The organism is Streptomyces sp. NPDC048257, from assembly GCF_043201855.1.
Taxonomy (GTDB): domain Bacteria; phylum Actinomycetota; class Actinomycetes; order Streptomycetales; family Streptomycetaceae; genus Streptomyces.
Window position 1 is genome coordinate 454504 of sequence record NZ_JBICZI010000004.1, and the last position, 24923, is coordinate 479426.

The window sequence follows — 24923 nt, forward strand, 5'->3', positions numbered from 1 at the left end:
GACACCCGACCACGCGCAAGGGGCGCCGCTCGGCGAGCGGCGCCCCTTGCGCGTACCTGGTACCGGCAGTCCGTTACCCGTTACCCGTTTCGCGTCACTCGTACGAGCCGAGGTCCGCGATGGCGGAGAACCCGAGCCCGTACGCGCTCATCCCGCGGCCGTACGCACCCAGGTGGACCCCGCTCCCGGTGGACCCGGCCAGCACCCAGCCGAATTCCGACTCGCGGTAGTGGAACGGCGTCGGCTCCCCGTCCACCGGCAGCAACAGCGTGGACCAGTCCTCACCGGCCAGGTCGTCCGCCAGTTCCCAGGCGGCCTCGGTCTGCTGGTCCAGCCAGTCGTCGCGCAGCGTGTGGTCCATCTGCCCGGGCCAGCTGTACGCCAGCAGCCCGGAGCCGGCCAGCCAGGCCGCCGAGGCGACCGAGGTGGCCTCCAGGACTCCGGTGCCGTCGGCGCTGCGGCGCAGCGGGTTGCTCGCCACGGTGATGACCACCGCGAACCGTTCCTTCTCGCCGGTGGCGATCTCGCCCCGGGCGGAGGGCTCGTCGCCGTGGCCGGTGGAGCCGTGCTCCACGGTGCCGTCGGCGGCGGTGCCCACCTGCATGAGCCAGCGGGGGCCGGTGAAGGCCCCGTCCAGCCCGTACCAGGGGAAGTCGGCAGCCAGGAACCCCTCCGCCGTCCGGCGGGCCGCCGGTACGGGCGCAGAGGCCTCCTGTGGCTGCGTATGGCTGTCGGGGCCGGTATCCGGCTCCTGGGCGGGTGCGATGGCGGGGGCGGGGGCCTCCGCGGTCTGCGCTCCTACCCGGCTGCTGCTCGTCGTCTCCATCTGGGCGGCCTCTCGTTCCGTGGGGTCCGGAACGGCCCTCCCCCTCGCTTCGCTGGGGGGACCCCCTCCCTCGGGCGTCCTGCGATCCGGACAGATGGAGGATAGCCATCCGACCGCGGATCGCCGGGCAGGCCGCGCGTCAGGTGGCGTCGGCGTCGAAGCGCGAGTGCTGGTCCGGGGCGGGGGCGGCGGGCTTCTTCAGCAGGTCCGGGCCGGTCACGGCGGGCGTGGCGGCAGCGGTGGCGGCAGCGGCTGCCGGGGCGTCGTCGGCGGCGCTGCTCTTCACGGCGTCGGAGACGTCGTTGAGCTCCTTGCGGAGATCGAAGCTGCTGCGGATGTCCTTGAGGTCCTCGTTCTCGGACAGCTGCTTGCGGATGAAGGTCTTCGGATTCAGGTCCTCGAACTCGAAATCCTTGAATTCCGGGCCGAGTTCGGAGCGGATGTCGTGCTTCGCGCTGTCCGAGAACGCGCGGACCTTCCGGATGAACCCGGTGACGTCCTGAATGACCTTGGGCAGCTTCTCCGGACCGAAAATGAGAATGCCGAGCACCACGATCGTGACGAGTTCGAGTGCGCCTATGTCGTTGAACACCTTGCCGCTCCTCGGCTCTGTCTCACTTCGGGCCCCGACACACGGTACCCGCCGTTGTCCGCAGGCCCCTACCTGCCTGCCACCTCCGCGGCGGTTTCACCCGGCTGTCATCCCGCGCTCATGAACCGTTCGCCGATCCGAGGACCACCTTCAGTGTGCTTTCGCGGCCGTCGCGGAGCACGGTGAGGGTGAGTGCGTCGCCCGGCCGGTGGGCCCGGATCTTGACGATCAGCTCGTCACCGCCCCGGACCCGCTGGCCGTCCACCTTGGTGATCACGTCCCCGGCCCTGATCCCGGCGCGCGCGCCCGGTCCGCCGGCGACCACGGGGGGCTTGCCGTCCTCGCCCTTGTCCCCGACCCGGGCTCCGTCGCCCGTGTACTCCATGTCGAGCGTGACTCCGATGACGGGGTGCGTGGCGCGGCCGGTGCTGATGAGCTCCTCGGCGACGCGCTTGCCCTGGTTGATGGGGATGGCGAAGCCGAGCCCGATGGAGCCGCCCTGCCGGGTGGGGTCGTCCTTGTCCGCCCCGCGGATCGCGCTGTTGATGCCGACCACGTGGGCCCTGGCGTCGAGGAGCGGGCCGCCGGAGTTCCCCGGGTTGATGGGGGCGTCGGTCTGCAGCGCGTCGACGTAGCTGATGTCGCTGCCGTCGCCCTTGTCGCCGCCCGCGGTGACGGGCCGGCCGGTGGCGCTGATGATGCCGGCGGTGACGGTGTTCGACAGGTCGAAGGGGGCGCCGATGGCCACCACCGGGTCGCCGACCTTCACGTTCTCGGAGTTCCCCAGGCTCAGCGGCCGGAGCCCGCGCACCCCGCTGACCTTGACCACGGCCAGGTCGTAGCCGGAGTCGCGGCCGACCAGCTCGGCGGTGACGCTCTCGCCGGTGCTGAAGGTGACCGCTATCTCCTTGGAGTCGGCGACCACGTGGTTGTTGGTCAGGATGTGCCCCTGCTGGTCGAGTACGAAGCCGGTGCCCGTGCCGCTGCCCTTCTCGCCCCGCACGTGCAGGGTCACCACCCCGGGCAGTGCGGTGGCCGCGATCCCGGCCACGCTCTCGGGTGCCCGGCCCCGGTCCGCGGCCGCGGCCTGGGGCAGTTCCAGGCGGGTGCTGCTCCGGCGCTCGGCGAGCACGCCGAGGTACCCGCCGATCCCGCCGGCGAGCAGGGCCGTACCGACGCTGAGGGCCACCACCTGCCACAGCCGGATCCCGCGCGGCGTCCGGCCCCGGTCCACGACCTGCAACGGCTGGACGCCCCAGGGGTCGTACCGCACGACGGGGGCCGCGGAGGCGGCCTGTGCGCCGCCCTCGCCCTCGGCCTCGACCTCGGGCCGCGGTGCGGGAACCCCTTCGCGGCGGGCGTCGCCGGCCGTGCCCTCGGGCCGGCTCCACCACTGCGGAGCCGGATCGGTCTGCTGCCTGTCGGCCATGGGCGCTCCCCGCGTGACTGTGCGCATGTGCCGCAGATTCAATCAGGTCCCGCGTCAGCGCAGCAGGGAGACCGGACGGGCCGGGATCTGCGGGGAGGGCTGGAGCGGCGGCAGCGGGGTCGCGACGGCCGACAGGAGGGTCGGGACGGCCCCGGGGGTGGGCAGGCGCTCACGGGCCCCTGCATCGGCCACGGGCAGGGCGGGACCGGGCCGGGAGGCCGGGGCCGGGGAATCACCGCGGAGGTTCGGATCCGCCTCCAGCGGCAGGGCGCCACCGAGCGCGAGCGCGGCCAGCGACACGGCACCGGCGGCGACGAAGGCGAAACGCCGGCGCGGCCGGCCCACCTCGTGGATACGGAAGCCCTCCTGCTGCTGGGGGCGCGCGGCGACCGGCAGCCCGTACGCGAACGCGTCGAACGGGTCGCCGCCCGCTCTGCCGGGCGGACCGGCGGGACCGGACGGGCCGGAGGGATCGTCGAGACCGCCGCCCGGCAGCCCCTGCAGCCGGGCCAGCAGCCCGGCGGACAGCGGCGGGGGCGCGCTCTCCACGAACATGGTCTTCAGACGGCGCTGGGCATCGGCCTCGGCCTTGCACTTGGCACAGGTCGCCAGGTGGGCCAGGACCCGCTCGCGCGCGTCGTGCTTCAGCTCCCCGTCGACCAGAGCGGCAAGCCGGTCGCCCAGGTGCTGCTCGGCGGGGGACGGACTGACTCCGCTCACTCGGCTCCGCCCTCTCCCCCGGCGCCGGGGGCGCCCATCGCCACTCCGGCCAGTGCGCGCTGCTCGGCACGGGCCTCGGGGGACCGGTGCTTGAGCGCCTTGCGCAGGTGCGAACGGCCGCGGTGGATACGGCTGCGCACGGTGCCGAGCTTCACTCCGAGGGTCGCGGCGATCTCCTCGTACGACAGGCCCTCGATGTCGCACAGCACCACGGCCGCGCGGAACTCGGGGGCGAGGGTGTCCAGCGCCTGCTGGACGTCCGCGTCGAAGTGGGTGTCGTGCAGCACCTGCTGAGGGGACGGCTCACGGCTCGGCAGCCGGTCGGCGGCGTCGTCGCCGAGCGCGTCGAAGCGGATGCGCTGCTTGCGGCGCACCATGTCCAGGAACAGGTTCGTGGTGATGCGGTGCAGCCAGCCCTCGAACGTGCCGGGCGTGTACGTGGACAGCGAGCGGAAGACGCGGACGAAGACCTCCTGGGTCAGGTCCTCGGCGTCGTGCTGGTTGCCCGTCAGACGGTAGGCAAGGCGGTAGACCCGCGCGCTGTGCGTGCTGACGATCTCCTCCCACGAAGGGGGGGTCCACGCCTGGGAGCCCGCATCGGCGGCAAAGGTCGCGGTGGTTGCGGTGTCTGCGGTGTGGAAGCGGTCAGCAGTGTTGGTCACGGATTTCGGCTCACCCGCCGACCAGAAGAGGCGTCTCAGCACGCCCCCACGATCCCCAGGCGCAGCCGCACCTCCCCTATCGGCTCTGGTGGTGTCCAGTGGAGTCCCTACCATAGCCACCCCCTCTGTCAGCTCCGGATAAGCGTTTTTGCAGTATCTTTACGCGAGACTTAGGCCCCGGAGCGGTCCCGGCCGTCGATCTGCCCGGCACCGTCCCTTCTTATCCCGCCTCCACCCTTCACAACGCCCGGTCCCATCTGCGGGTTCCCGACGTCAACGGATACAGTCACCGTTGCGCCAACTATGGGGACAGGAGAGGGTCATTACCGGCAACCGGCAGACGAGCTGGGCGTTCGCCGACGCGTTTGTCGCCGAGGACGACGCTCTGCGATGGGCCCGCGACCGGTCCAGGGAAGCGGGCCTGCGGTCCGTCTCCCCCGGCACCGGGGCTGCGCTACGCCTGCTGGCCGCCACCGCGGACGCCAAGGCGGTCGCCGAGATCGGCACCGGAACCGGCGTCTCCGGCATCCACCTCCTGCACGGAATGCGCCCCGACGGGGTGCTGACCACCGTGGATCCGGAAGCGGACCGGCAGGCCTTCGCCCGCCAGGCCTTCCGCGCAGCCGGCTTCGCGGGCAACCGCGCCCGCTTCATCCCCGGCCGCGCCCTCGACGTGCTCCCCCGACTCGCCGACGGCGGGTACGACCTCGTCTTCTGCGACGGCGACCCCTCCGAATCCCTCGACTACCTCGCCGAATCGTTGCGGCTGCTGCGCCCCGGCGGACTGGTGTGCTTCGAGGGGGTCTTCTCCGAGGGCCGTACGGTCGACTCCGCGGCCCAGCCGGTGGAGGTGCTGCGCGTCCGCGAGCTGCTGCGCAGCGTCCGCGAGAGCCCCGCCCTGGAGGCCGCACTGCTCCCGGTGGGCGACGGCCTGCTGTGCGCCGTGCGCCGCTGACCACCCGGGCACGCCGCCCGGCCCCGTAGGAGGGCGTCCACGGGCCCCGGATCAGCTCAGGAGGGCGAAGGTGAGGGCCGCCGTGCCGCCCAGGGCGGTGCCGGCGAGGAGCTGGGCCGGGGTGTGCGCCTTCAGCACCAGCCGGGACCAGCCCACCGCGGCGGCGATCAGGACCGCGGGGAGCACCTGGGCCCCGAGGACGAGCAGCAGGATCATCACGGTGCCGCCGGCCACCGACATGTGGATCGATATCTGCCAGACCACCGTGACCAGCAGCGACGACACGAGGCCCACCAGCATCGCGACGACGAGCGCGAACACCTGCCGGGGCGCGCCCAGGACGTGCAGCAGGGTGACCCCGGCGACGACGGAGACCAGGCTCAGGGCCATCGGGACGACCCGCTGGCGCCGCACCCGGATGTGCTGGTCGGTCAGCGCGCCCCGCCGGACGCCGAGGCTGATGATCCCGATCGGGACCACCCCGCAGAACAGGGCGGCGAGCAGGCCCCAGCCGAGCCCGGTCCACGAGGTGGTGCTGCGCCATCCGATGAGCAGGAGCAGGGCGACCACCAGGTTCGCCGGCGCCAGCGTGTCGGAGAGGACCCGGGCCGCCTTCTGGCGGGGCGTGCAGTCCGCGAAGGCGGGCGGCGCGGGCGGGGTGAAGGTCACGGCGTGGCTCCCGAAGAGGTCATGGCCTCGAACACGACACAACACTGCCCCGGCCGCAGATCGCGGTCGGGGCAGTGCAGAGAATGCAGAAACGCAGAAGGTGGAAGTGCTGTCAGTGTCCCCGGGGGGTCAGCCGACGACCTTCTTCAGGGCGTCACCCAGGGCGTCCGCCTCATCAGGGGTCAGCTCGACGACAAGCCGACCGCCGCCCTCGAGCGGTACGCGCATGACGATGCCCCGCCCCTCCTTGGTGACCTCGAGCGGGCCGTCGCCCGTCCGCGGCTTCATGGCCGCCATGCTCGTTCCCCTTCCTGAAACCAGCTCATCGTCAGCCGACGGCCCCATTCAGGCGCCTAATACCCGGCATCGAACACATTGCTTCCCAGCCATTATCCCGCATGTCAGGACCCGATGACCAACATCGCCCGTGAACGCTTGGGCAACGCGCTCGGCCAAAACCACTCATTTCGGGGATCCGCCTGCGATACTTCGCCGCCGCACCCGGGAAGCGGCATCGGCTTTCTTTGACGCACATCACATGTGCGCGCCACGTCCGGTCCGCCATGCTGGCCCTTGCACCGGACAGTACCGACCGGTAGCCAAGCCCGCGACGAAGGGGGACCCCCTGCCATGGCCGACAGCGTGCTCTACGAAGTGACCGACGGACTCGCCACCATCACGATCAACCGTCCGGACGCGATGAACGCGATGAACACCGAGGCCAAGGTCGCCCTGCGCGACGCGGTCCAGGCGGCCGCCGCGGACGGTGCGGTACGGGCCGTGCTGCTCACCGCGGCCGGCGACCGGGCCTTCTGCGTGGGCCAGGACCTCAAGGAGCACATCGGGAACCTCGCCTCGGACCGCGAGACCGGCTCCTCGCTGACCATGAGCACGGTCGCCGACCACTACAACCCGATCGTGCGGGCGCTCACCGAGATGCCGAAGCCGGTCGTGGCCGGGGTGAACGGCGTCGCGGCCGGGGCGGGCTTCGGCTTCGCGCTGGCGGCGGACTTCCGCGTCGTCGCCGACACCGCCTCCTTCAACACCTCGTTCGCCGGGGTCGCGCTGACCGCCGACTCCGGGGTCTCGTGGACCCTCCCCCGGCTGATCGGCGCCTCCCGCGCCTCGGACCTGCTGCTCTTCCCGCGTTCGATCAAGGCGCAGGAGGCGTACGAGCTCGGCATCGTCAACCGCCTGGTGCCCGCGGACTCCCTGCACGCCGAGGCCGAGTCCGTGGCCCGCACCCTGGCCGCCGGCCCGACGGTCGCGTACGCCGCGCTGAAGGAGTCCCTGGCCTACGGGGCCTCCCACACGCTCTCCGAGGCCCTGACCCACGAGGACGCCCTCCAGACCCGGGCGGGGGCCTCCGAGGACCACGCCATCGCCGTCCAGGCCTTCCTCGCGAAGCAGCCGCCGAAGTACCTGGGGCGCTGAAGATGTCCCGCGGCCCGGCTCAGGCCGGGTCGCGGGAGGCGCAGGCGGCCAGGTGGTCGTTGACCAGCCCGCAGGCCTGCATCAGGGCGTAGGCCGTCGTGGGGCCGACGAAGCGGATGCCGGCCTTCTTGAGCGCCTTGGCGAGGGCCGTGGACTCCGGCGTGACGGCCGGCACCTCGGTGACCGCCAGCGGGGCCGGTCCCGGCTCCTCCGGGGCGTGGGACCAGATCAGGGTGTCCAGCTCGCCCGGCTCCCACCCGGCGAGGACCTTCGCGTTGGCCAGGGTCGCCTCGATCTTGGCCCGGTTGCGGATGATCCCCTCGTCCGCCAGCAGCCGCTCCGCGTCGCGCTCGTCGAACTCCGCGACCGCGGCGATCGCGAAGTCGCAGAAGGCCTTACGGAACCCTTCCCGGCGGCGCAGGATCGTCAGCCAGGACAGCCCGGACTGGAAGGCCTCCAGGCACAGCCGCTCGTACAGGGCGTCGTCGCCGTGGACCGGCCGGCCCCACTCGGTGTCGTGGTAGGCCACGTAGTCGGGCGTGGACAGCGCCCACGGGCAGCGCAGCAGCCCGTCCGCGCCCGCCACCGGACCGGTCACCGCTCACCGCCCTTGCCGAGGTCGACGTGAGCGGCCGGGCCGGCCGGAGCCGCGTCGTCGGAGGCTGCGTCCGCCGGGACCGCGTCCGCCGGCTCCGCGGCCGTCAGCTGCGCGATCCGCGCGTCCCGCTCGGCCAGTTCGGCCGCGAGCCGCTCCAGTACGTCGTCCACCTCGGCCATCCGGTACCCGCGCGGGGCGACCGGCAGCCGTAGCGCGTCGATGTCCGCCCGTACGACGGGCCGGGTCTCCGGCAGCCCGTCCGCCACCCGGTCCGGCTCCGCTTCCGGCAGGACGGCCTCCGAGCCGCCGCCGATCACCGCAAGGGTGACCGCTGCCACGACCACGACCAGCGCGATCATCAAGAAGAAGAACACGATCAACTCCCCTGAGAGACTCCGGCCACCAGGTTAAGGTCGCAGGCGAGGCGCGAGGGCCGCCGAAGGAGGAAAGAGCAGGATGCTGCGACTGGGCAGGCGCGAGTTCGACACCCACGAGCCGGTGATCATGGCCATCGTGAACCGGACGCCGGACTCCTTCTACGACCAGGGCGCGACGTTCCGCGACGAGCCGGCGCTGGACCGGGTCGAGCACGCGATCGCCGAGGGCGCCGCGATCATTGACATCGGCGGGGTCAAGGCGGGCCCGGGCGAACACGTGGACGCGGCCGAGGAGGCGCGGCGCACGGTCGGCTTCGTGGCCGAGGTCCGGCGCCGCCACCCGGACGTGGTGATCAGCGTGGACACCTGGCGGCACGAGGTCGGCGAGGCGGTCTGCGAGGCCGGTGCCGATGTTCTCAACGACGCCTGGGGCGGGGTGGACCCCAAGCTGGCGGAGGTCGCCGCGCGCCACGGCGCGGGCCTGGTCTGCACCCACGCGGGCGGCGTCGAACCGCGCACCCGGCCGCACCGGATCGCGTACGACGACATCATGGAGGACGTCCTGCGCGTCACGGTCGGTCTCGCGGAACGCGCCGCCGCACTCGGCGTACGCCGGGACGCGATCATGATCGACCCCGGTCACGACTTCGGGAAGAACACCCGGCACTCGCTGGAGGCCACGCGCCGGCTGGACGAGATGACGGCGACGGGCTGGCCCGTCCTGGTCTCCCTGTCCAACAAGGACTTCGTCGGCGAGACCCTCGACAAGCCGGTCAAGGAGCGCCTGCTGGGCACCCTGGCCACGACGGCCGTCTCGGCCTGGCTGGGCGCGCAGGTCTACCGCGTCCACGAGGTCGCGGAGACCCGGCAGATCCTGGACATGGTCCGGTCCATCCAGGGCCACCGCCCCCCGGCGGTCGCCCGCCGCGGCCTGGCCTGACCCCCGACGGCCGGAGGCCGGCGCAGCCGCCCGAAGCCGGTAAGGCGCCCCCGCGCCGCACCGCGCGAGCGCGGCGTCGAAAAGGAGACATGGTCCGGTCCATCCAGGGCCACCGCCCCCCGGCGGTCGCCCGCCGCGGCCTGGCCTGACCCCCGACGGCCGGAGGCCGGCGCAGCCGCCCGAAGCCGGTAAGGCGCCCCCGCGCCGCACCGCGCGAGCGCGGCGTCGAAAAGGAGACATGGTCCGGTCCATCCAGGGCCACCGCCCCCCAGCGGTCGCCCGCCGCGGCCTGGCCTGACCCCCGACGGCCGGAGGCCGGCGCGGCCTGGCCTGACGCCGCCGGGCGGCGGCGTCGGGCCCCCGGCTGCTACTTGCCGACTTCCTTCGTCACCAGGGCGATCGCCTCGTCCACGTCGTCCGTGACGTGGAACAGGTAGAGGTCCTTCTCCGAGGCCTTGCCCTGGGCGATCACCGTGCCCCGCAGCCAGTCGATCAGGCCGCTCCAGTACTCCGTGCCGAACAGCACGATCGGGAAGCGGGTGATCTTCTGGGTCTGGACCAGGGTGAGCGCCTCGAACAGCTCGTCCAGCGTGCCCAGACCACCCGGCAGGACGACGAAGCCCTGGCTGTACTTCACGAACATCGTCTTGCGGACGAAGAAGTACCGGAAGTTCAGCCCGAGATCGACGTGCTGGTTGAGCCCCTGCTCGAACGGCAGCTCGATACCGAGGCCGACCGAGATGCCGTTCGCCTCACGGGCGCCCCTGTTGGCCGCCTCCATGGCCCCCGGCCCACCGCCGGTGATCACCGCGAAGCCGGCGTCGACCAGAGCGCTGCCGATCCGCACGCCCGCGTCGTACTCGGGCGATCCCTCCGGCGTCCGGGCGGACCCGAACACACTGATCGCGGGCGGCAGCTCGGCGAGCGTGCCGAAGCCCTCGATGAACTCCGACTGGATGCGCAGGACCCGCCAGGGATCGGTGTGCACCCACTCGGAGGGCCCGGCCGAATCCAGCAGCCGCTGGTCCGTCGTACTGCCCGCCTGCACCTGGCTCCGCCTCCTCAGCACCGGCCCGAGCTGCTGCTCCTCGGGCCGGCGACGAGCGGAACCTTCGGGATTGCCGTGGTTGCCCATGCTGTGCTCCCTCCTGCTGATCGTTGGATCAGGGTAGGCGCACAAAGGTGACGAGAAGCGGAATTCAGGAGGTCAGCCAGGCGCGGAGTCGTTCCTCGCAGTGGAGGATCGCCTTCGTCGCGACGCGTTCGTCGACCTTGTGCGCCAGCAGGGCGTCGCCCGGGCCGTAGTTGACCGCCGGGACGCCGAGGGCGCTGAAGCGGGAGACGTCCGTCCAGCCGAACTTGGGCATCGCGCGGCCGCCCACCGCCTCCATGAAGGCCGCCGCCGCCGGGTGGGAGAGGCCGGGGAGGGCGCCGGCCGAGGAGTCGTCGACGACGAACTCGGCGATGTCGCAGTCCGCGAACACCTCCCGTACGTGGGCCAGCGCCTCGGCCTCGGTGCGGTCCGGGGCGTAGCGGAAGTTGACCGTCACCGTGCACGCGTCGGGGATCACGTTGTTGGCGACGCCGCCCTCGATGCGGACCGCGTTGAGACCCTCGTGGTACTCCAGGCCGTCGATGACCGGCTTGCGGGGCTCGTAGGACGCGAGGCGGGCGAGGATCGGGCCCGCCGAGTGGATCGCGTTGGAGCCCATCCAGCTGCGCGCGGAATGGGCGCGCTCGCCGGCGGTGCGGAGCAGGACGCGCAGGGTGCCCTGACAGCCGCCCTCGACCTCGGCGTTGGAGGGCTCCAGCAGGACCGCGAAGTCGCCCGTCAGCCAGTCGGGGTGGGCCGCGGCGACCTTGCCGAGGCCGTTGAGGTCGGCGGCGACCTCCTCCTGGTCGTAGAAGACGAAGGTGAGGTCCCGGTTGGGCTCGGGCACGGTCGCGGCGATGCGCAGCTGTACGGCGACACCGGACTTCATGTCGGTGGTGCCGCAGCCCCACAGCACGTCGTTCTCGTCGAGGCGGGAGGGGACGTTGTCCGCGATCGGCACGGTGTCGAGGTGGCCGGCGAGTACGACGCGCTCGGCGCGGCCGAGGTTCGTACGGGCGACGACGTTGTTGCCGAAGCGGTCCACGGTGAGGTGCGCCAGGCCGCGCAGCGCGTGTTCCACGAGGTCGGCGAGTACCTTCTCGTCGCCGCTCACGGAGGGAATGTCGACGAGCCGGGCGGTCAGCTCGGCGGCGTCCAGGGTGAGGTCCAGCTCGGATTCGGACATGGACCCGACCCTAACGCCCCGGGCTGCGGCGGGCCCTCGTACGTCCGGCCGGTGGACGCGTCATATGCCTCAAGTACGGTGGGCGCGTGTCCGAGATCCGTGGTCCCCGTCCTCGACGCCGCCGGCTGCTCCGGGCGGCCGTCGGCCTGCTCGTTCTGCTCGCGGTGATCGGGTACTTCGCCGTGCAACGCAATTCGAACGGTGGGGGCGGCGCCCCGTTCTGCACGGCCAGCGCGGATCCGGTCGGCGAGGACGGAACCTCCGAAACGTACGAAATGTCTCCGGAGCAGGCGGCGAACGCGGCGACGATAGCCGCCGTCGGCGTCGCCAAGGGCCTGCCCGACCGGGCGGTGACCATCGCGCTGGCGACCGCCATGCAGGAGTCCGCGCTGCGCAACCTCGACCACGGCGACCGGGACTCGCTGGGCCTCTTCCAGCAGCGGCCCTCGATGGGCTGGGGCACGCCGGAGCAGATCACGGACCCGGTCTACTCGGCCGGGATCTTCTACGACCACCTCGTCGACGTACCGGGGTACTCGCGGCTGCCGCTGACGGTGGCCGCGCAGAAGGTGCAGCGCAGCGGGTTCCCGCAGGCGTACGCGAAGCACGAGCCGGACGCGACCGTGCTGACGGCGGCCTTCGCCGGCGGCGGCACCCTGAACTGCGGCGGCCCCGCGCCGGCCGGGCCGGGCGACCCGGAGCGGGTGCGGGCCGACCTGACCCGGATCTTCGGCAAGGACGGGCTGCACACCCCGCCCCCGCAGGCCGCCGCCCAGGCCGGCCGGAACACCGGCGACGGGGGCGCCGTCGAGGAGGCAGAGGTCACCCTGGCCGAGAAGCGGGGCGGCGGTGAGGACGCGACCCGCCGCACCCGGGCGATGGCCCACTGGGCGGTGGCCAACTCCAAGGAGCTGGGCATCTCCCGGGTGTCGTACGGCCCGCACGGCTGGATCGGCGGCAAGGACCGCGGCAGGTGGCGGGACGAGGACGGCAAGGGGGACCCGCACAACGCCGGGCCCGGCGAGGTGCGGATCTTCATGGCGCGCTGACCTCCCGCGGCGGACGGACCGGGGCACGCACCGGGGGCGCCCGTGCTCACGTGCGAGTGATCACTCCTGCGGGGGGATCCGTGTAGCGGGCCACGGATCCCGGATCCGGACGGAACCCCTGGTCGGCGCGTGTCCGATGCGCTTGTCGCGGAAGCCGATTAAACGATGCGTTACCGATCCTTTACCCACCGGCACCGCAACTCCACCCGCCCCGGCAGCGGTTAGGCACGGCGTACTCAGCCGCTACCGCTAGGAGCAACATGTCTCTCCCCCTGACCCGTCGGATCGCCCGTGCCGCGCTGCTGATCGCAGCCGGGGCAGCGCCCGTGGTCGGTGCGGCCGGCGCGGCCAGTGCCGCCGGTCTGGAGTCCGTGCCGCAGCTGGGCCAGCTCACCGCCCCCGACACCGCCGTGGCCACGGACGCCACGGCCGTGGCCACGGACGCCGTGGACACCGCGGGTGGCGCCGCCAAGACCCTGCCGGCCCCCGCCTCCGACGTGGCCGGCGCCGCGCAGGGCCTGCTCGGCGGGCTGCCCGCGGCGCAGGAGCTGCCGGTGTCCTCGCTGCCGACCTCCTCGCTGCCCACGTCCGGCGTCCTGCCGGCCGGACTGCCCGGTGGCCTGCCGCTGGGCGGCTGACCCCGTAGGGATCGGCGCAGGAACCACCGAGGGGGCCGGGAGTGCGAACTTCCGGCCCCCTCGGGCGTTTCCGTCGTGGCGCGGGGCCGGTCAGCCGAGGCGCTTGACCGCCGCCTCCACGCGCTCGTCGGTGGCGGTGAAGGCGACGCGCACGAACCGCGCGCCCGCCTCGCCGTAGAAGTCTCCCGGCGCGACCAGGATCCCCAGGCCCGCGAGGTGCGCGACGGTGTCCCAGCAGGGCTCGTCGCGGGTCACCCACAGGTAGAGGCTCGCCTCACTGTGCTCGACCCGGAAACCGTGCGCCTCCAGGGCGGTGCGCAGCGCCGCGCGGCGGGCCGCGTAGCGCTCGCGCTGCTCCTCGACGTGGGCGTCGTCGCCGAGCGCCGCGACCGTGGCCGCCTGCACCGGGGCGGGGGTCATCATGCCGCCGTGCTTGCGGATCTCCAGCAGCTCACCGAGGACGGCCGCGTCACCGGCGACGAAGGCCGCCCGGTAGCCGGCCAGGTTGGAGCGCTTGGAGAGGGAGTGGACCGCGACGATGCCCTCGTACGAGCCACCGCACACGTCGTCGTGGAGGACGGAGACGGGCTCGGCCTCCCAGCCCAGCTCCAGGTAGCACTCGTCGCTGAAGAGCAGGATCCCGTGCTCGCGCGCCCAGGCCACGATCCGGACCAGGTCCTCCTTGGCGAGGACCTTGCCGGTGGGGTTGGACGGGGAGTTGAGCCACAGCAGCTTCACGCCGGCCGGGTCGAGCTCGGTGGGGTCGTCGTACACGACGGCCTCGGCGCCGCACAGCCGCGCGCCGACCTCGTACGTGGGGTAGGCGAGCCGGGGGTAGGCGACCTTGTCACCGGCGCCGAGGCCCAGCTGGGTCGGCAGCCAGGCCACCAGCTCCTTGGAGCCGACGACCGGCAGGACGTTGCGGTGCTCGGCGGCGCTCGCGCCGAGGCGGCCGCGCACCCAGCCGGTGATCGCGTCGCGCAGGGCCACGGTGCCCCACACGGTCGGGTATCCCGGGGAGTCCGCGGCCTCGACCAGGGCGCGCTGGATCAGCTGCGGGACCGGGTCGACGGGGGTGCCGACCGACAGGTCGACGATGCCGTCCGCGTGGGCCGCCGCCGTGGCCTTGTACGGCTCCAGCTTGTCCCAGGGGAAGGCGGGAAGACGGTCGGATACTGCGGCCACGGTGGTCTCTGCTCTCTCTGCGTGCTGGTGGGTACGGCTGGGAAAACACGTCGGTCCCGTGCGGCGGGAAGGCCGTACGGGACCGAGGGGCGCGTCTGACGTGGAGGTCAGTGCTCGCCGTTGATACCGGCGGGCAGCGCCGCGACGAAGGGGTGGTCGCGCTCGATCAGGCCGAGCTTGGAGGCACCACCGGGCGAACCGAGCTCGTCGAAGAACTCGACGTTCGCCTTGTAGTAGTCCTTCCACTCCTCCGGAGTGTCGTCCTCGTAGAAGATGGCCTCGACCGGGCAGACCGGCTCACACGCACCACAGTCGACGCACTCGTCCGGGTGGATGTACAAGGACCGCTGGCCCTCGTAGATGCAGTCGACGGGGCACTCTTCGATGCATGCCTTGTCCTTGACGTCGACACAAGGCTCCGCGATGACGTAGGTCACGCTCTCGTTCCTCCTCGGTAGGGCTTTCCATATCGCGCGGGAGCGCGGCGTCGTCGATGCCCGCACCTAGTATCTCCGTTCCCGGGCACGATCCGAACAGGAGGGGCGGACAGAGCTGTGGAAATCACTGCCGGTGGACTGCTGGAGGTCCGAATTACCCCGGCTGACGTGGGTAAACGAGTCTCTGTACGACGGGTGGAGGCCGTAGTGAGCGGATCACCCGAGTTCACGGACACGGTCGGGGTTCTCACATCCTGGGACCAGGGTGTGCTGCTGATCACAAAGAAGGACGGACAGTCCGTCCGTATCGCGGAATCTTCGCTGGTGGCGGGCAAGATCGTGCCTGCCGCGCCGGCCCGGCGGCGGGGTCCGGCGGCCTCCTTCGAGGAGCTCTCGAGGGTCGCGGCGCGGGCCTGGCAGCCGCTGGAGAGCGAGCAGCTGGGCGACTGGACGCTGCGGGCGGCCGCCGGATTCACCCGGCGGGCCAATTCCGTGCTGCCGCTCGGCGATCCCGGGATACCGCTGGACGATGCACTCGCGCGAGTGACCTCCTGGTACGCACAGCGCTCCCTTCCGGCCTATGTGCAGGTCGCGACGGGGGCCGCCGGCACCCAGGAAATGCTCGCCGCGGAACTGGAGCGGCGCGGCTGGGTGTCCGAGGTGTCGGCGGAGGTACGGATCGGGGCGCTGGCGCCGGTGGGCGACGTGGACGCGCCCGCGGCCGAGGCCGTACGTCTGACCCGCGTCCCGGACGAGGAGTGGCTCGGGCGCTACGGGAAGGTCGGCGATCCGGACCTGGCCCGGCGGATGCTGGTGGAGGGCCCGTCGGTGTGGTTCGCGGCGCTGCCCGGGGGCCGGGCCGTCGGGCGGTGCGTGGTGGACGGGCGGTGGGCCGGCTTCGCGGCGGTGACGGTCGATCCCGCGCACCGGCGCGAAGGCCTGGCGACGGCGGTGATGGCCGCGCTGGCCCGGCGGGCACTGGAGGAGGGCGCGTCGGCGGCGTGGCTGCAGGTGGAGACGGACAATCCGGGCGCGCTGGCGCTGTACGACGGGCTGGGCTTCGCGACGCACCACACGTACCACCACTACCGGGCGGCGTCGTGAGTACGGCGGCCCGGCGGGAGCAGTTCGCGGAGCAGGCCCGCGCGGAGCGGCCCGACCTGGCGCTGCTGTGCCTGTTGCTGGCCACCGAGGGGGATCCGGACCTGGACGAACGCGCCATGGACTGGGCGCAGATCGAGCTGGACCGGCTGGCCGGGATGCTGCCGTACGGGCTGCGCGGCGGGCGGGCGTGGGCGTCCGCGGTGACGGAACTGCTGGGCGGGCGCCTGGGGTTCCACGGCACCCCGGCGGACTACGACCGGCTGTCGTCCTCGCTGCTGCACGAGGTGCTGAGACGGCGGCGCGGGCTGCCGATCCTGCTGTCGGTGGTGTGGCTGGAGGTCGCCCGGCGGGCCGGGGCGCCGGTGTACGGGCTGGGGCTGCCGGGGCACTTCGTGGTGGGCTTCGGCGACCCGGAGGAGGGCGTGGTGGTGGACCCGTTCGCGGGTGGCGCGTCGCTGGGCACCGGGCCGGCGGAGCTGGCGTCGGGGCCGCGCGAGCCCGCCAGGACGCTGGACATCGTGCTGCGGATCCTCGGCAACATCCGGGCCTGGGCCGCGGCCCGGCCGGAGCAGTCGGGGGTCGCCCTGTGGGCGCTGGAGCTGTCGCTGCTGCTGCCGTCGCATCCGGCGGCGCTGCGGTACGAGCGGGCGCGGCTGCTGGTGGAGCGGGGCTCCTTCGGGGAGGGGGCGGCCGAGCTGGACGCGTACGCGGGGGTGGTGTCCGCCGTGGACGCCGACGCGGCGGCCCGCATCCACGCGGAGGCCGTCTCCGCCCGTGCCCTGCTGAACTGACCGGGGCCGATCGAGCCCCTCCGGGCCCATCCAGCCCCGCCGGCGGCATTTCCAGCCTCGCCGGCGCGTGGGGCGCGGGTCCGGGCGGAGCCCGGTGTCCGGCGGAGCCGGGCTCGTCGCCGCGGGCCACCCGGACCCGTACCTCGATGCGGCGGACGTGACGGTGCCCCCGCCCGAAATGCGGGCGGGGGCACCGGCACGACCTAGCTCGGGTTGGTGTCGACGACCACGGTGCGCTCGGCCGTGGTCTTGCCGCGCAGCGCCTTGACGAGGGCGCCGGCGATGTCCTGCGGGGTGACGGCCGTCCGGTCGCCGCTGCCGCGGGTGATCAGGATCCCGTCGAAGGTGTTCCCGTAGGTCGCCTTGAGCGCCTCCAGGTCGAACTTCTCGGTCAGGCGGCCCTCCACGGGCTGCATGCTCAGGATCTTGGGCAGGGACTTGCTGCCGAAGGCGATGGACTTGGGGCCGACCTTGACGACCGCGTTGGCGGACATCGCGGGCTCGGCGAACTCCTTCATGGCCCGGTCCAGTTCGGCCTGGCCGATGGTCGGCGCCTTGGTGGTGCTCGGCAGTTCGGCCACGGCGGCCTTGCCGGTGGCGACCTGGTCCTTGAAGGCCTTGGCCACCAGCTGGACGGAGGCGTCCACGTCGAGGGTGGTGCCGGGGGCACCGGGGACGGCGACGGCCTTGCCGGTGTCGAACTTGATGGTGGCCTCGGTGACCGAGCCGGACGTGCCGGCGAGCTCCTGCAGCGCGACCTGGAGCTTCTCCTCGTCGGTCGGCATCACCGGTTCGGCCACGCGCTCCTGGCCGAGGAGGGAGCCGATGACCGTGACCGGGTTGTAGTCGCTGCCGGCCGCGTTGCGGACGGTGGTCTGGCTGTCCAGGGTCAGGCCGGCCTTCTCGGGCTTCAGCTCGACCTGCTTGCCGCCGACGCTGAGCTGGATCGGGGCGGCGGCGCGGGTGCCGAAGGCGGTCTGGAGCTTGGAGACGGCCTCGTCACGGCTGCCGCCGATGTCGACGCCGAGGACGGTGGTCCCCTTGGGGACGTCGGAGTGGTTCAGGAGCAGCCCGGCGCCGTAGGCCACGCCGAGGAGGCCGATGACGGCGCCGCCGAGCAGGACCAGCTTGGAGCGGCCCTTCTTGGCGGGCTTGCCGGTGGCCTTCGGCTGCGCGGGCGCGGGGCGGGGCGCGGCCGGCGCGGGGGCCGGGACCGGGGTGGGCAGCGGGCCGTCCAGGTCGGGGCCGGGCCACTGCGCGGCGTCGTCGAAGGCGGGCCCGCCGGCCGGGCCGCCGACGGGGCCGGTCCCGAAGCCGGGGCCGCCGGTGGGTCCGGCGGGGCCACTGCCGTAGGCCGGGAAGGCCTCGGTGACGGGGCCGGCGTCGCCGTGGTCATCCCCGTACACCGGGAAGCCCTGGGTCGATCCGACGCCCGGGCCGCCGGGCGCGGGGGCCGTGGGTGCGGGCGCCTGGGCGTAGCCCTGGCCGTAGTCCGCCACCGGCGGCGGCGGGGTGCGCGGCGGTGCGAAGGCGGCGTCCTGCGCGGGCGCCGGCGGGGCCTGGGTGCGCGGCGGCGGCGCGTAGCCCCCGCCCGGGACGGCCGGCGGCGGGGTGGGGGTCGGGGTCGGCGTCGGGGACGGCGTCCGGGTGGGCAACGGACGCTGCGCGGCCGGCGGCATCGGGGCCGCGGCGGGGGCCGGTGCGGGCGCCTGGGCGGCCGGCTTGCGGGGGGCGAACCAGTTGCTGGGGGCCGCCTCCTCGCCCTCGGCCGGGGCGGGCGCCGGTGCCTGGGCACCGGCCGGCTCCGGCTCGGCCTCGATACGGGTCGGCTGCGGCCCCCGGCGCTGCGCGAGCGGCGGCTGCGAGGCCGGCTCGGGCGCCCGCTCCGGCGGGGTCTGCTCCCCGCCACCGGCCGAGCCGCCGGAGTTGGTGCCCATCGCCTTGCGCACGACCACCGGCGGGATCGGCCGCGAACCCGGGATGTTGATCCGGATCCGGGTCGTCAGGGTGGTCTCGGTCTTGGGCCCGTCGGAATCGGGCGTGGACGGCTTCGAGGTCACAGGGTTCTCCTCCGGAGCGGTCGCCGCAGCGTCCGTGGACGGGTATTGGCCGGTTCCATACGGCGGTGTTCCCGAGGGGTAGGCGGCTCCACCGTGCCCCTTGGGCCCGGAGGACGAACTGTCGGTTTCACGACTCAAGGCAGGTTCTCCCGGTTGGCTCCGCCGCCCGTCATACCGTGCGCGGGCAGCTCGGCGGCCCGTCCACCATACTGGCCGCCGCCCGCAGGCAACTGACTGCCGGGAATCAGGGGTTCCAGTCAGCGCCCGTCAAACCCCTCTGAACCGCCCGTCGAGCCCTTGCGCGCCCCCTCGGCAGACCTCCCTACGAGGTCCGACACCACGTCACTTGGCAGGCGGCGCGGCCGAAACCGGCCGATCCGCCGGGCCCTGCATCGTGGCGCACATCACAGCGAGGACGGTTCCACCCAAAAGGTAGACGTACATGCCGATTCCGGACGAACCAAGGAGGAAGTCCCCCTCGGGGCGCGGAAGGCTGAGCATCACGTACGAGAGGAACCAGCCGGCCGCGGCGCCGCCCACCCCGAAGCCGGTCCCGAGGGCGATCCGGCCCCCGAGGAACAGCCCGAAGACGGCCAGCAGGGCGAGCACCAGGCCGCCGGGGAACCACAGGTCCACCACCAGCCACCCGGCCGCGCCGGTCAGCACGCCCAGGAGCAGCAGACCCAGGCAGCCGGCGATCCGCCCGGCCGTCACCGGGCCGGTCACGCCTCCACCCCCGCGAAGAGGTCGTGTTCGCGCTCGCCGGCCGGGGCGCCCGGCCTGCCCTGGACCAGTTCGTAGTACTCGCGGGTGAAGAGCGGCTGCGCCAGGTCGTTGGAGAGGGCGAAGAAGGGCCCGTCCACGGCGATCTGGGTGGCGTGGGCCCGCATGGCGGCCGCCTTCGCCGCCACGAAGGTGTCCTTGGCGTCGATCTCGGCCGTGATCCGTTCGTCGGCGACGACTCCCGGCACGTCCTCGGGCGAACCGAGCCCGGGGAAGGTCACCTCGCCGCCGGCGGCCCGCAGCCGGGCGAAGCCCTCCTCGACCACCGAGCGCGGGACGCGGTTCCAGTAGATCTTCCCGACCGCGTGGGGTGCGCCGAGGTCGCGCCGGTACGCGGTCTCCGCGGCCAGTTCGGTGGCGCGCATGGCGACCCGGTGGGCCTGGATGTGGTCGGGGTGCCCGTATCCGCCGTCCGGGTCGTAGGTGACGAGCACCTGCGGGCGCAGCTCCCGGATCACCTCGACGAGGTACGCGGCGGCCTCGTCCACGTCGGCGGCCCAGAAGGCCTCCGGGCGGTGGTTCTGCGGGGCGCCCATCATCCCGGAGTCCCGGAAGCGGCCGGGGCCGCCGAGGAACCGGTGGTCGTGGACGCCCAGTTCGGCCATGGCCGCGGCGAGCTCGCCGACGCGGTGGGCGCCGAGGGCGTCGTCGCGGTCGGCCGCCAGGTGGGCGAGGCCGGGCGGGATGACCTCACCCTCCTCGCCCAGGGTGCAGGTCACCAGCGCGACGTGGGCACCCTCGGCCGCGTACTTGGCCATGGTGACGCCGTTGTTGATGGACTCGTCGTCGGGGTGCGCGTGCACGAGGAGCAGACGACGGGCGGGAAGACCGTTCATGGGCCTAGCCTACGAGGCCGGGTCTAGAACTTGAGGCCACTGATCATGCTCGCCACGTTCGAGGTGAGCTGGCTGAGGGTCGGGGCGATGGTGGAACTCGCCAGGTAGAAGCCGAGCAGCACGCAGACCACCGCATGTCCCGCCTTCAGGCCCGCCCGTCGGACCAGCAGGAAGACGATGATCGCCAGCAGCACCACGGCGGAGATCGAGAGTGCCACGGCGTTTCACCTCCACGTCGAGCGGACATCGGTTCGCGTATTCGTGCTCGGCGAGAGTCATACCCACCGTGCGCTACGGATCATAACTATCCGTGCCAGCGCATCGATCGAAATCCGGCAGCACAAGGGGCGCACGCCGTGCATGAGTGGGGTCACGGGGAGGCCGGCCGGGGAGGCTGTACGCCTCCCCGGCCGGCTGTCGGCACCCGCACGGCCGCACGGCATCCAGGGTGCATGCCCCAGATCTCGGGGCAGAAACGGTCAAGTTGCCCCCACGTAAACGGAGTTGTCGGGCGTGTCGGCCGTTTCCCCACCTGACGCACAGCGGTGGCCGGAAATCATCGGTCGGCGGCTACTCCTTCGTCAGCGGATCCGCCGGCGGCCGGCCGGACGGCGGGACCACCTGCTTCTCCGCCGCGAAGTGGCAGGCCGAGGGGTGCGCCGCCGGGCCCGAGGGGAAGACCTGCGGGACCGCGAGCAGCGGGACCTCCGCCGTGCAGCGGGGCTCGGCCTTCCAGCAGCGCGTGCGGAAGGGGCAGCCCGACGGCGGGTTGGCCGGGGACGGCACGTCGCCGGTGAGGATGATCCGCTCGCGGTGGGCGCGGGCCTCGGGGTCCGGGACCGGGACGGCGGAGAGCAGCGCCTGGGTGTACGGGTGGGTCGGGTGGTCGTAGATCTCGGTGTCGGTGCCGATCTCGACGATCCGGCCCAGGTACATGACGCCGACCCGGTCGGAGATGTGCCGGACGATCGAGAGGTCGTGCGCGATGAAGACGTAGGACAGGTCGAAGTCGCTCTGGAGCCGGTCCAGCAGGTTGATCACCTGGGCCTGGACGGAGACGTCCAGCGCCGAGACGGGCTCGTCGGCGACGATGATCTCCGGTTGCAGGGCGAGACCGCGGGCGATGCCGATGCGCTGGCGCTGGCCGCCGGAGAACTGGTGCGGGTACCGGTTGATGTACTCCGGGTTCAGGCCCACGACGTCCAGGAGCTCCTGGACCTTCTGCCGGCGCGAGCCCTTGGGAGCCACCTCGGGGTGGATCTCGTAGGGCTCCCCGATGATGTCGCCCACCGTCATGCGCGGGTTCAGCGACGTGTACGGGTCCTGGAAGACCATCTGGATGTTGCGGCGGACGGCCTTCAGGGCGCGGCCCGACAGCTTGCTGATGTCCTCGCCCCTGTACGAGATGGCACCGGCCGTCGGCCGCTCCAGGTTGACCAGCATCTTGGCCACGGTGGACTTCCCGCAGCCGGACTCGCCGACGATCCCGAGGGTCTCGCCGGCGCGCAGGTCGAAGGAGACCCCGTCGACGGCCTTGACCGCACCGACCTGTTTGCGGAAGACGATGCCCCGGGTCAGCGGGTAGTGCTTGACCAGGTCCTTCACTTCCAGAAGGGACTCAGCCATGGAGGCACTCCTTCCAGAAATGGCAGGCGCTGGTCCGTTCCACCGGGGACTCGGTCACCCGGTACAGCGGCGGGACGTCGGTGCGGCACACCGCCTGCGCCATCGGACAACGGGGGTTGAAGGCGCAGCCGGGCGGGATGGCCAGCAGGTTCGGCGGCAGGCCCTTGATGGCGTACAGCTCCTCGCCCTTCTGGTCCAGGCGCGGGATCGAGTCCAGCAGGCCGCGCGTGTACGGGTGCGCGGGCGCCTTGTAGATCTCGTGGACCGGGGCCGCCTCGACGATCCGGCCCGCGTACATGACCGCGATCTTGTCGGCCACGTCCGCGACCACGCCCAGGTCGTGGGTGATCAGGATGAGGCCCATGTTCAGCTCGCGCTGGAGCTCGGCCAGCAGATCCATCACCTGCGCCTGGACGGTGACGTCCAGGGCCGTCGTCGGCTCGTCCGCGATGATCAGGGAGGGCTCCAGGGCCAGCGCCATGGCGATCATGATGCGCTGGCGCATACCGCCCGAGAACTGGTGCGGGTAGTCACCCACCCGCTCCTTGGCCGCCGGGATCTTCACCCGGTCCATCAGCTCGACGGCCTTGACCTTGGCGGCCTTGCGGGACATCCCGCGGTGCACCTCGTACATCTCGCCGAGCTGGGCGCCCACGCTCAGGACCGGGTTCAGGGAGGAGAGGGCGTCCTGGAAGATCATCGCCATCTCGGCGCCACGGACCTTGCGCCGTTCCTCCTCCTTCATCTTGAGGAGGTCCCTGCCCTTGAAGAGGATCTCGCCGCCCGCGATCCGGCCCGGCGGCATGTCGAGGATGCCCATCACGGCCTGGGCCGTCACCGACTTGCCGGAGCCGGACTCGCCGAGCACGGCGAGCGTCTCGCCCTCGGCCACCGAGTAGTTGACGCCGTTGACGGCCTTGGCGACTCCGTCGCGCGTCTTGAATTCCACGTGCAGGTCGCGGACTTCGAGCAGCATGTGCGGGGCTCCTCAGCGCAGCTTGGGGTCGAGGGCGTCGCGCACCGCGTCGCCGAGCATGATGAAGGCCAGGACGGTCAGGCTCAGCGCGCCCGCCGGCCAGAGCAGCATGTGCGGGGCGTTGCGGATCTGCGAGGCCGCGTTGGAGATGTCGATGCCCCAGGAGACGGTGGGCGGGCGCAGGCCGACGCCGAGGAAGGACAGGGTGGCCTCCAGGGCGATGTACGTGCCCAGCGCGATGGTGGCGACGACGATGACGGGGGCGACGGCGTTGGGCCCCACGTGCCGCAGCAGCATCCGGCCGTTGCCGGCGCCGAGCGCCCGGGCGGCCTGGACGTAGTCGTTCTGTTTCGCGGTGATGACGGAGCCGCGGCCGATGCGGGCGATCTGCGGCCAGCCGAGGAGCACGATGAAGCCGACGACCGGCCAGACGGTGGTGCTGGTGACCACGGACAGGAAGACCAGGCCGCCGAGGACGACGGGGATGCCGAAGAAGATGTCGGCGACCCGGGAGAGCAGCGCGTCGCCCCAGCCGCCGAAGAATCCTGCGAGCCCGCCGAGGACCGAGCCGAGCAGGGCGGCGCCGACGGTGGCGCAGACGCCCACGGTGATCGAGGCGCGGGCTCCGTAGACGGTGCGGGTGTACACGTCGCAGCCCTGGGTGTCGTAGCCGAAGGGGTGGCCCGGGGAGGAGCCCTGCTGCGATTTGGACAGGTCGCACTGGAGCGGGTCGCCGCTCGCGATGAGCTGCGGCCAGATCGAGATGATCACCAGGAAGGCGATCATCAGCGAGGAGATGATGAAGACGGGGTTGCGGCGCAGCTGGTGCCAGGCGTCGGACCACAGGGAGCGGGCCTTCGCCCCGGGGCCGGTGACGCCCGGCCCGGGGGTCTTCTCGATGCCCTCGACGCTCTCGGCCTCCTCCAAAGCGAGATCCATCGGCCCTCCCTGGCCGGTCGGGGAGATCGCCTCGCGCGGGCGGGGACCGACGGGATCGTAGCCGCCGGGCCCTTCGGGACGCTCGGGGTCAGGCATAACGGATCCTCGGGTCCAGGACCGCGTAGAGCAGGTCCACGAGCAGGTTCGCCACCAGGAAGACGATGACGAGGATGGTCACGAAGCCGACGACCGTGGGTGAGTTGTTGCGCAGGATGCCCTGGTAGAGCTGGTAGCCGACGCCGTGGATGTTGAAGATCCGCTCGGTGACGATGGCGCCGCCCATCAGGGCGCCGATGTCGGTGCCGATGAAGGTGACGACGGGGATGAGCGAGTTGCGCAGCAGGTGGCGGGTGACCACCCGGCGGCGCGGCAGGCCCTTGGCGGTCGCGGTGCGCACGTAGTCGGCCTTGACGTTCTCGGCGATGGAGGTGCGCGAGAGCCGGGTGACGTAGGCGAGGGAGACCAGCGCGAGCACGATGCCGGGCAGGATCAGCTCGCTCCAGGGGGCGTCCGGGGAGACCGTGGGCCGCACCCAGCCCCATTTGACGCCGAACAGGTACTGGAGCAGATAGCCCGTCACGAAGGTCGGCACGGAGATGACGACGAGGGTGAGCACCAGCACGCCGGTGTCGACGGACCTGCCGCGGCGCAGGCCGCTGATCACGCCGAGGGTGATGCCGACGACGATCTCGAAGAAGATCGCGACGATGGTCAGGCGCAGGGTGACCGGGAAGGCGCTGGCCATCAGCTCGGTGACGGGCTGTCCGTTGAAGGCCGTGCCGAAGTCGCCCTGGAAGATCTGGCCCATGTAGTGGAGGTACTGCCTCCACAGCGGCTGGTCGAGGTAGAGGTCCTTGCGGATGCGCGCGGCGGTGGCCGGGTCGGGTGCCTTGTCGCCGAAGAGGGCGGCGACCGGGTCACCGAGCGCGTACACCATGAAGAAGATCAGGAACGTGCTGCCGATGAACACCGGGATCATCTGGAGCAGCCGCCGGATCACATAACGTCCCATGGACTG

General features: G+C 72.4%; 28 protein-coding genes. 7 read left to right on the forward strand and 21 right to left on the reverse strand.

Annotation, left to right across the window (positions count from 1 at the left end):
- Positions 1 to 94: 94 nt before the first annotated feature.
- From ACGFZK_RS12655 to sigE, 5 genes are all read right to left on the reverse strand, one after another.
- Positions 95 to 826, reverse strand: coding sequence for a hypothetical protein (locus tag ACGFZK_RS12655; RefSeq protein ID WP_393848840.1), 732 nt, complete (start codon positions 824 to 826; stop codon positions 95 to 97).
- Positions 827 to 965: 139 nt separating this feature from the next.
- Entirely contained in the window at positions 966 to 1418 is a 453-nt protein-coding gene (locus ACGFZK_RS12660) for a sec-independent translocase (protein ID WP_393848841.1), read from the reverse strand.
- A 118-nt stretch (positions 1419 to 1536) separates the two neighbouring features.
- Complete coding sequence (locus tag ACGFZK_RS12665; protein WP_393848842.1) at positions 1537 to 2847, reverse strand: S1C family serine protease; 1311 nt, start codon at positions 2845 to 2847, stop codon at positions 1537 to 1539.
- A gap of 54 nt (positions 2848 to 2901) precedes the next feature.
- On the reverse strand, positions 2902 to 3567 hold the full coding sequence (locus ACGFZK_RS12670; protein ID WP_393848843.1) for a zf-HC2 domain-containing protein: 666 nt from the start codon (positions 3565 to 3567) through the stop codon (positions 2902 to 2904).
- Entirely contained in the window at positions 3564 to 4343 is a 780-nt protein-coding gene (gene sigE, locus ACGFZK_RS12675; RefSeq protein WP_393848844.1) for an RNA polymerase sigma factor SigE, read from the reverse strand. Before sigE ends, ACGFZK_RS12670 begins: the two co-directional genes overlap by 4 nt.
- Positions 4344 to 4521: 178 nt before the next feature.
- On the opposite strand from sigE, the gene ACGFZK_RS12680 reads away from it, so the two are divergent.
- Positions 4522 to 5184, forward strand: a complete 663-nt coding sequence (locus ACGFZK_RS12680) for an O-methyltransferase (protein ID WP_393848845.1) — start codon at positions 4522 to 4524, stop codon at positions 5182 to 5184.
- A gap of 51 nt (positions 5185 to 5235) precedes the next feature.
- Here the strand turns inward: ACGFZK_RS12680 and ACGFZK_RS12685 are convergent, their stop codons facing one another.
- Both ACGFZK_RS12685 and ACGFZK_RS12690 read right to left on the reverse strand, forming a co-directional pair.
- Positions 5236 to 5853 carry a hypothetical protein gene (locus ACGFZK_RS12685; protein WP_393848846.1) on the reverse strand — a complete coding sequence of 206 codons (618 nt, stop codon included), beginning with the start codon at positions 5851 to 5853 and terminating at the stop codon, positions 5236 to 5238.
- A gap of 129 nt (positions 5854 to 5982) precedes the next feature.
- On the reverse strand, positions 5983 to 6150 hold the full coding sequence (locus ACGFZK_RS12690; protein WP_003966491.1) for a DUF3117 domain-containing protein: 168 nt from the start codon (positions 6148 to 6150) through the stop codon (positions 5983 to 5985).
- A gap of 333 nt (positions 6151 to 6483) precedes the next feature.
- Between ACGFZK_RS12690 and ACGFZK_RS12695 the strand changes: the two genes are divergently transcribed.
- Positions 6484 to 7287 (forward strand): enoyl-CoA hydratase/isomerase family protein, encoded by an 804-nt coding sequence (locus ACGFZK_RS12695; protein ID WP_393848847.1) that lies wholly within the window; start codon positions 6484 to 6486, stop codon positions 7285 to 7287.
- Positions 7288 to 7306: 19 nt separating this feature from the next.
- Here the strand turns inward: ACGFZK_RS12695 and ACGFZK_RS12700 are convergent, their stop codons facing one another.
- Both ACGFZK_RS12700 and ACGFZK_RS12705 read right to left on the reverse strand, forming a co-directional pair.
- The gene (locus tag ACGFZK_RS12700; protein WP_393848848.1) at positions 7307 to 7885 is read right to left on the reverse strand and encodes a DNA-3-methyladenine glycosylase I; all 579 of its coding nucleotides are present in this window, start codon (positions 7883 to 7885) and stop codon (positions 7307 to 7309) included.
- Positions 7882 to 8265 (reverse strand): DivIVA domain-containing protein, encoded by a 384-nt coding sequence (locus ACGFZK_RS12705; RefSeq protein WP_393848849.1) that lies wholly within the window; start codon positions 8263 to 8265, stop codon positions 7882 to 7884. Before ACGFZK_RS12705 ends, ACGFZK_RS12700 begins: the two co-directional genes overlap by 4 nt.
- A gap of 76 nt (positions 8266 to 8341) precedes the next feature.
- Between ACGFZK_RS12705 and folP the strand changes: the two genes are divergently transcribed.
- Positions 8342 to 9202 carry a dihydropteroate synthase gene (gene folP / locus ACGFZK_RS12710; protein ID WP_393848850.1) on the forward strand — a complete coding sequence of 287 codons (861 nt, stop codon included), beginning with the start codon at positions 8342 to 8344 and terminating at the stop codon, positions 9200 to 9202.
- A gap of 367 nt (positions 9203 to 9569) precedes the next feature.
- On the opposite strand, the gene ACGFZK_RS12715 is transcribed toward folP, so the two are convergent.
- Both ACGFZK_RS12715 and dapE read right to left on the reverse strand, forming a co-directional pair.
- Positions 9570 to 10337, reverse strand: coding sequence for a TIGR00730 family Rossman fold protein (locus tag ACGFZK_RS12715; protein ID WP_393848851.1), 768 nt, complete (start codon positions 10335 to 10337; stop codon positions 9570 to 9572).
- Positions 10338 to 10401: 64 nt separating this feature from the next.
- On the reverse strand, positions 10402 to 11481 hold the full coding sequence (gene dapE, locus ACGFZK_RS12720) for a succinyl-diaminopimelate desuccinylase (protein ID WP_393848852.1): 1080 nt from the start codon (positions 11479 to 11481) through the stop codon (positions 10402 to 10404).
- Between the two features lie 86 nt (positions 11482 to 11567).
- Between dapE and ACGFZK_RS12725 the strand changes: the two genes are divergently transcribed.
- Positions 11568 to 12530, forward strand: coding sequence for a hypothetical protein (locus ACGFZK_RS12725; protein WP_393848853.1), 963 nt, complete (start codon positions 11568 to 11570; stop codon positions 12528 to 12530).
- A gap of 260 nt (positions 12531 to 12790) precedes the next feature.
- Positions 12791 to 13168 (forward strand): ATP-binding protein, encoded by a 378-nt coding sequence (locus ACGFZK_RS12730; RefSeq protein ID WP_393848854.1) that lies wholly within the window; start codon positions 12791 to 12793, stop codon positions 13166 to 13168.
- Between the two features lie 90 nt (positions 13169 to 13258).
- Here the strand turns inward: ACGFZK_RS12730 and dapC are convergent, their stop codons facing one another.
- Positions 13259 to 14353 (reverse strand): succinyldiaminopimelate transaminase, encoded by a 1095-nt coding sequence (gene dapC, locus ACGFZK_RS12735; RefSeq protein ID WP_393848855.1) that lies wholly within the window; start codon positions 14351 to 14353, stop codon positions 13259 to 13261.
- Positions 14354 to 14460: 107 nt separating this feature from the next.
- Complete coding sequence (gene fdxA / locus ACGFZK_RS12740; protein WP_030011906.1) at positions 14461 to 14790, reverse strand: ferredoxin; 330 nt, start codon at positions 14788 to 14790, stop codon at positions 14461 to 14463.
- Positions 14791 to 14907: 117 nt separating this feature from the next.
- Between fdxA and ACGFZK_RS12745 the strand changes: the two genes are divergently transcribed.
- Positions 14908 to 15894 carry a GNAT family N-acetyltransferase gene (locus ACGFZK_RS12745; protein ID WP_393848856.1) on the forward strand — a complete coding sequence of 329 codons (987 nt, stop codon included), beginning with the start codon at positions 14908 to 14910 and terminating at the stop codon, positions 15892 to 15894.
- The gene (locus ACGFZK_RS12750) at positions 15891 to 16685 is read left to right on the forward strand and encodes a transglutaminase-like domain-containing protein (protein ID WP_393848857.1); all 795 of its coding nucleotides are present in this window, start codon (positions 15891 to 15893) and stop codon (positions 16683 to 16685) included. Before ACGFZK_RS12745 ends, ACGFZK_RS12750 begins: the two co-directional genes overlap by 4 nt.
- A 203-nt stretch (positions 16686 to 16888) precedes the next feature.
- On the opposite strand, the gene ACGFZK_RS12755 is transcribed toward ACGFZK_RS12750, so the two are convergent.
- The 8 genes from ACGFZK_RS12755 to ACGFZK_RS12790 all read right to left on the reverse strand — a co-directional run bounded on the left by ACGFZK_RS12755 (position 16889) and on the right by ACGFZK_RS12790 (position 24917).
- Entirely contained in the window at positions 16889 to 18745 is a 1857-nt protein-coding gene (locus ACGFZK_RS12755) for a peptidoglycan binding domain-containing protein (protein ID WP_393848858.1), read from the reverse strand.
- Between the two features lie 342 nt (positions 18746 to 19087).
- Positions 19088 to 19471: a DUF6113 family protein gene (locus ACGFZK_RS12760; RefSeq protein ID WP_393848859.1), complete on the reverse strand. Its 384-nt coding sequence runs from the start codon at positions 19469 to 19471 to the stop codon at positions 19088 to 19090.
- On the reverse strand, positions 19468 to 20364 hold the full coding sequence (gene mshB / locus ACGFZK_RS12765) for an N-acetyl-1-D-myo-inositol-2-amino-2-deoxy-alpha-D-glucopyranoside deacetylase (RefSeq protein WP_393848860.1): 897 nt from the start codon (positions 20362 to 20364) through the stop codon (positions 19468 to 19470). Before mshB ends, ACGFZK_RS12760 begins: the two co-directional genes overlap by 4 nt.
- Before the next feature lie 23 nt (positions 20365 to 20387).
- Entirely contained in the window at positions 20388 to 20582 is a 195-nt protein-coding gene (locus tag ACGFZK_RS12770) for a hypothetical protein (RefSeq protein WP_030012369.1), read from the reverse strand.
- Positions 20583 to 20934: 352 nt separating this feature from the next.
- Positions 20935 to 21990: an ABC transporter ATP-binding protein gene (locus ACGFZK_RS12775; protein WP_393848861.1), complete on the reverse strand. Its 1056-nt coding sequence runs from the start codon at positions 21988 to 21990 to the stop codon at positions 20935 to 20937.
- The gene (locus ACGFZK_RS12780) at positions 21983 to 22966 is read right to left on the reverse strand and encodes an ABC transporter ATP-binding protein (RefSeq protein ID WP_393848862.1); all 984 of its coding nucleotides are present in this window, start codon (positions 22964 to 22966) and stop codon (positions 21983 to 21985) included. The genes ACGFZK_RS12775 and ACGFZK_RS12780 overlap by 8 nt, the downstream gene beginning before the upstream one ends.
- Positions 22967 to 22978: 12 nt before the next feature.
- Complete coding sequence (locus ACGFZK_RS12785; protein WP_393848863.1) at positions 22979 to 23905, reverse strand: ABC transporter permease; 927 nt, start codon at positions 23903 to 23905, stop codon at positions 22979 to 22981.
- Between the two features lie 88 nt (positions 23906 to 23993).
- Positions 23994 to 24917: an ABC transporter permease gene (locus tag ACGFZK_RS12790; RefSeq protein WP_393848864.1), complete on the reverse strand. Its 924-nt coding sequence runs from the start codon at positions 24915 to 24917 to the stop codon at positions 23994 to 23996.
- Positions 24918 to 24923: the final 6 nt, after the last annotated feature.

Coding starts and splice junctions, on each gene's coding strand:
- folP (WP_393848850.1), top strand. CDS start 8,342: ATGCTGCGACTGGGCAGGCGCGAGTTCGACACCCACGAGCCGGTGATC.
- ACGFZK_RS12655 (WP_393848840.1), bottom strand. CDS start 826: ATGGAGACGACGAGCAGCAGCCGGGTAGGAGCGCAGACCGCGGAGGCC.
- dapE (WP_393848852.1), bottom strand. CDS start 11,481: ATGTCCGAATCCGAGCTGGACCTCACCCTGGACGCCGCCGAGCTGACC.
- sigE (WP_393848844.1), bottom strand. CDS start 4,343: ATGGTAGGGACTCCACTGGACACCACCAGAGCCGATAGGGGAGGTGCG.
- ACGFZK_RS12690 (WP_003966491.1), bottom strand. CDS start 6,150: ATGGCGGCCATGAAGCCGCGGACGGGCGACGGCCCGCTCGAGGTCACC.
- ACGFZK_RS12775 (WP_393848861.1), bottom strand. CDS start 21,990: ATGGCTGAGTCCCTTCTGGAAGTGAAGGACCTGGTCAAGCACTACCCG.
- ACGFZK_RS12665 (WP_393848842.1), bottom strand. CDS start 2,847: ATGGCCGACAGGCAGCAGACCGATCCGGCTCCGCAGTGGTGGAGCCGG.
- ACGFZK_RS12780 (WP_393848862.1), bottom strand. CDS start 22,966: ATGCTGCTCGAAGTCCGCGACCTGCACGTGGAATTCAAGACGCGCGAC.
- ACGFZK_RS12695 (WP_393848847.1), top strand. CDS start 6,484: ATGGCCGACAGCGTGCTCTACGAAGTGACCGACGGACTCGCCACCATC.
- ACGFZK_RS12785 (WP_393848863.1), bottom strand. CDS start 23,905: ATGGATCTCGCTTTGGAGGAGGCCGAGAGCGTCGAGGGCATCGAGAAG.
- ACGFZK_RS12715 (WP_393848851.1), bottom strand. CDS start 10,337: ATGGGCAACCACGGCAATCCCGAAGGTTCCGCTCGTCGCCGGCCCGAG.
- ACGFZK_RS12790 (WP_393848864.1), bottom strand. CDS start 24,917: ATGGGACGTTATGTGATCCGGCGGCTGCTCCAGATGATCCCGGTGTTC.
- mshB (WP_393848860.1), bottom strand. CDS start 20,364: ATGAACGGTCTTCCCGCCCGTCGTCTGCTCCTCGTGCACGCGCACCCC.
- ACGFZK_RS12730 (WP_393848854.1), top strand. CDS start 12,791: ATGTCTCTCCCCCTGACCCGTCGGATCGCCCGTGCCGCGCTGCTGATC.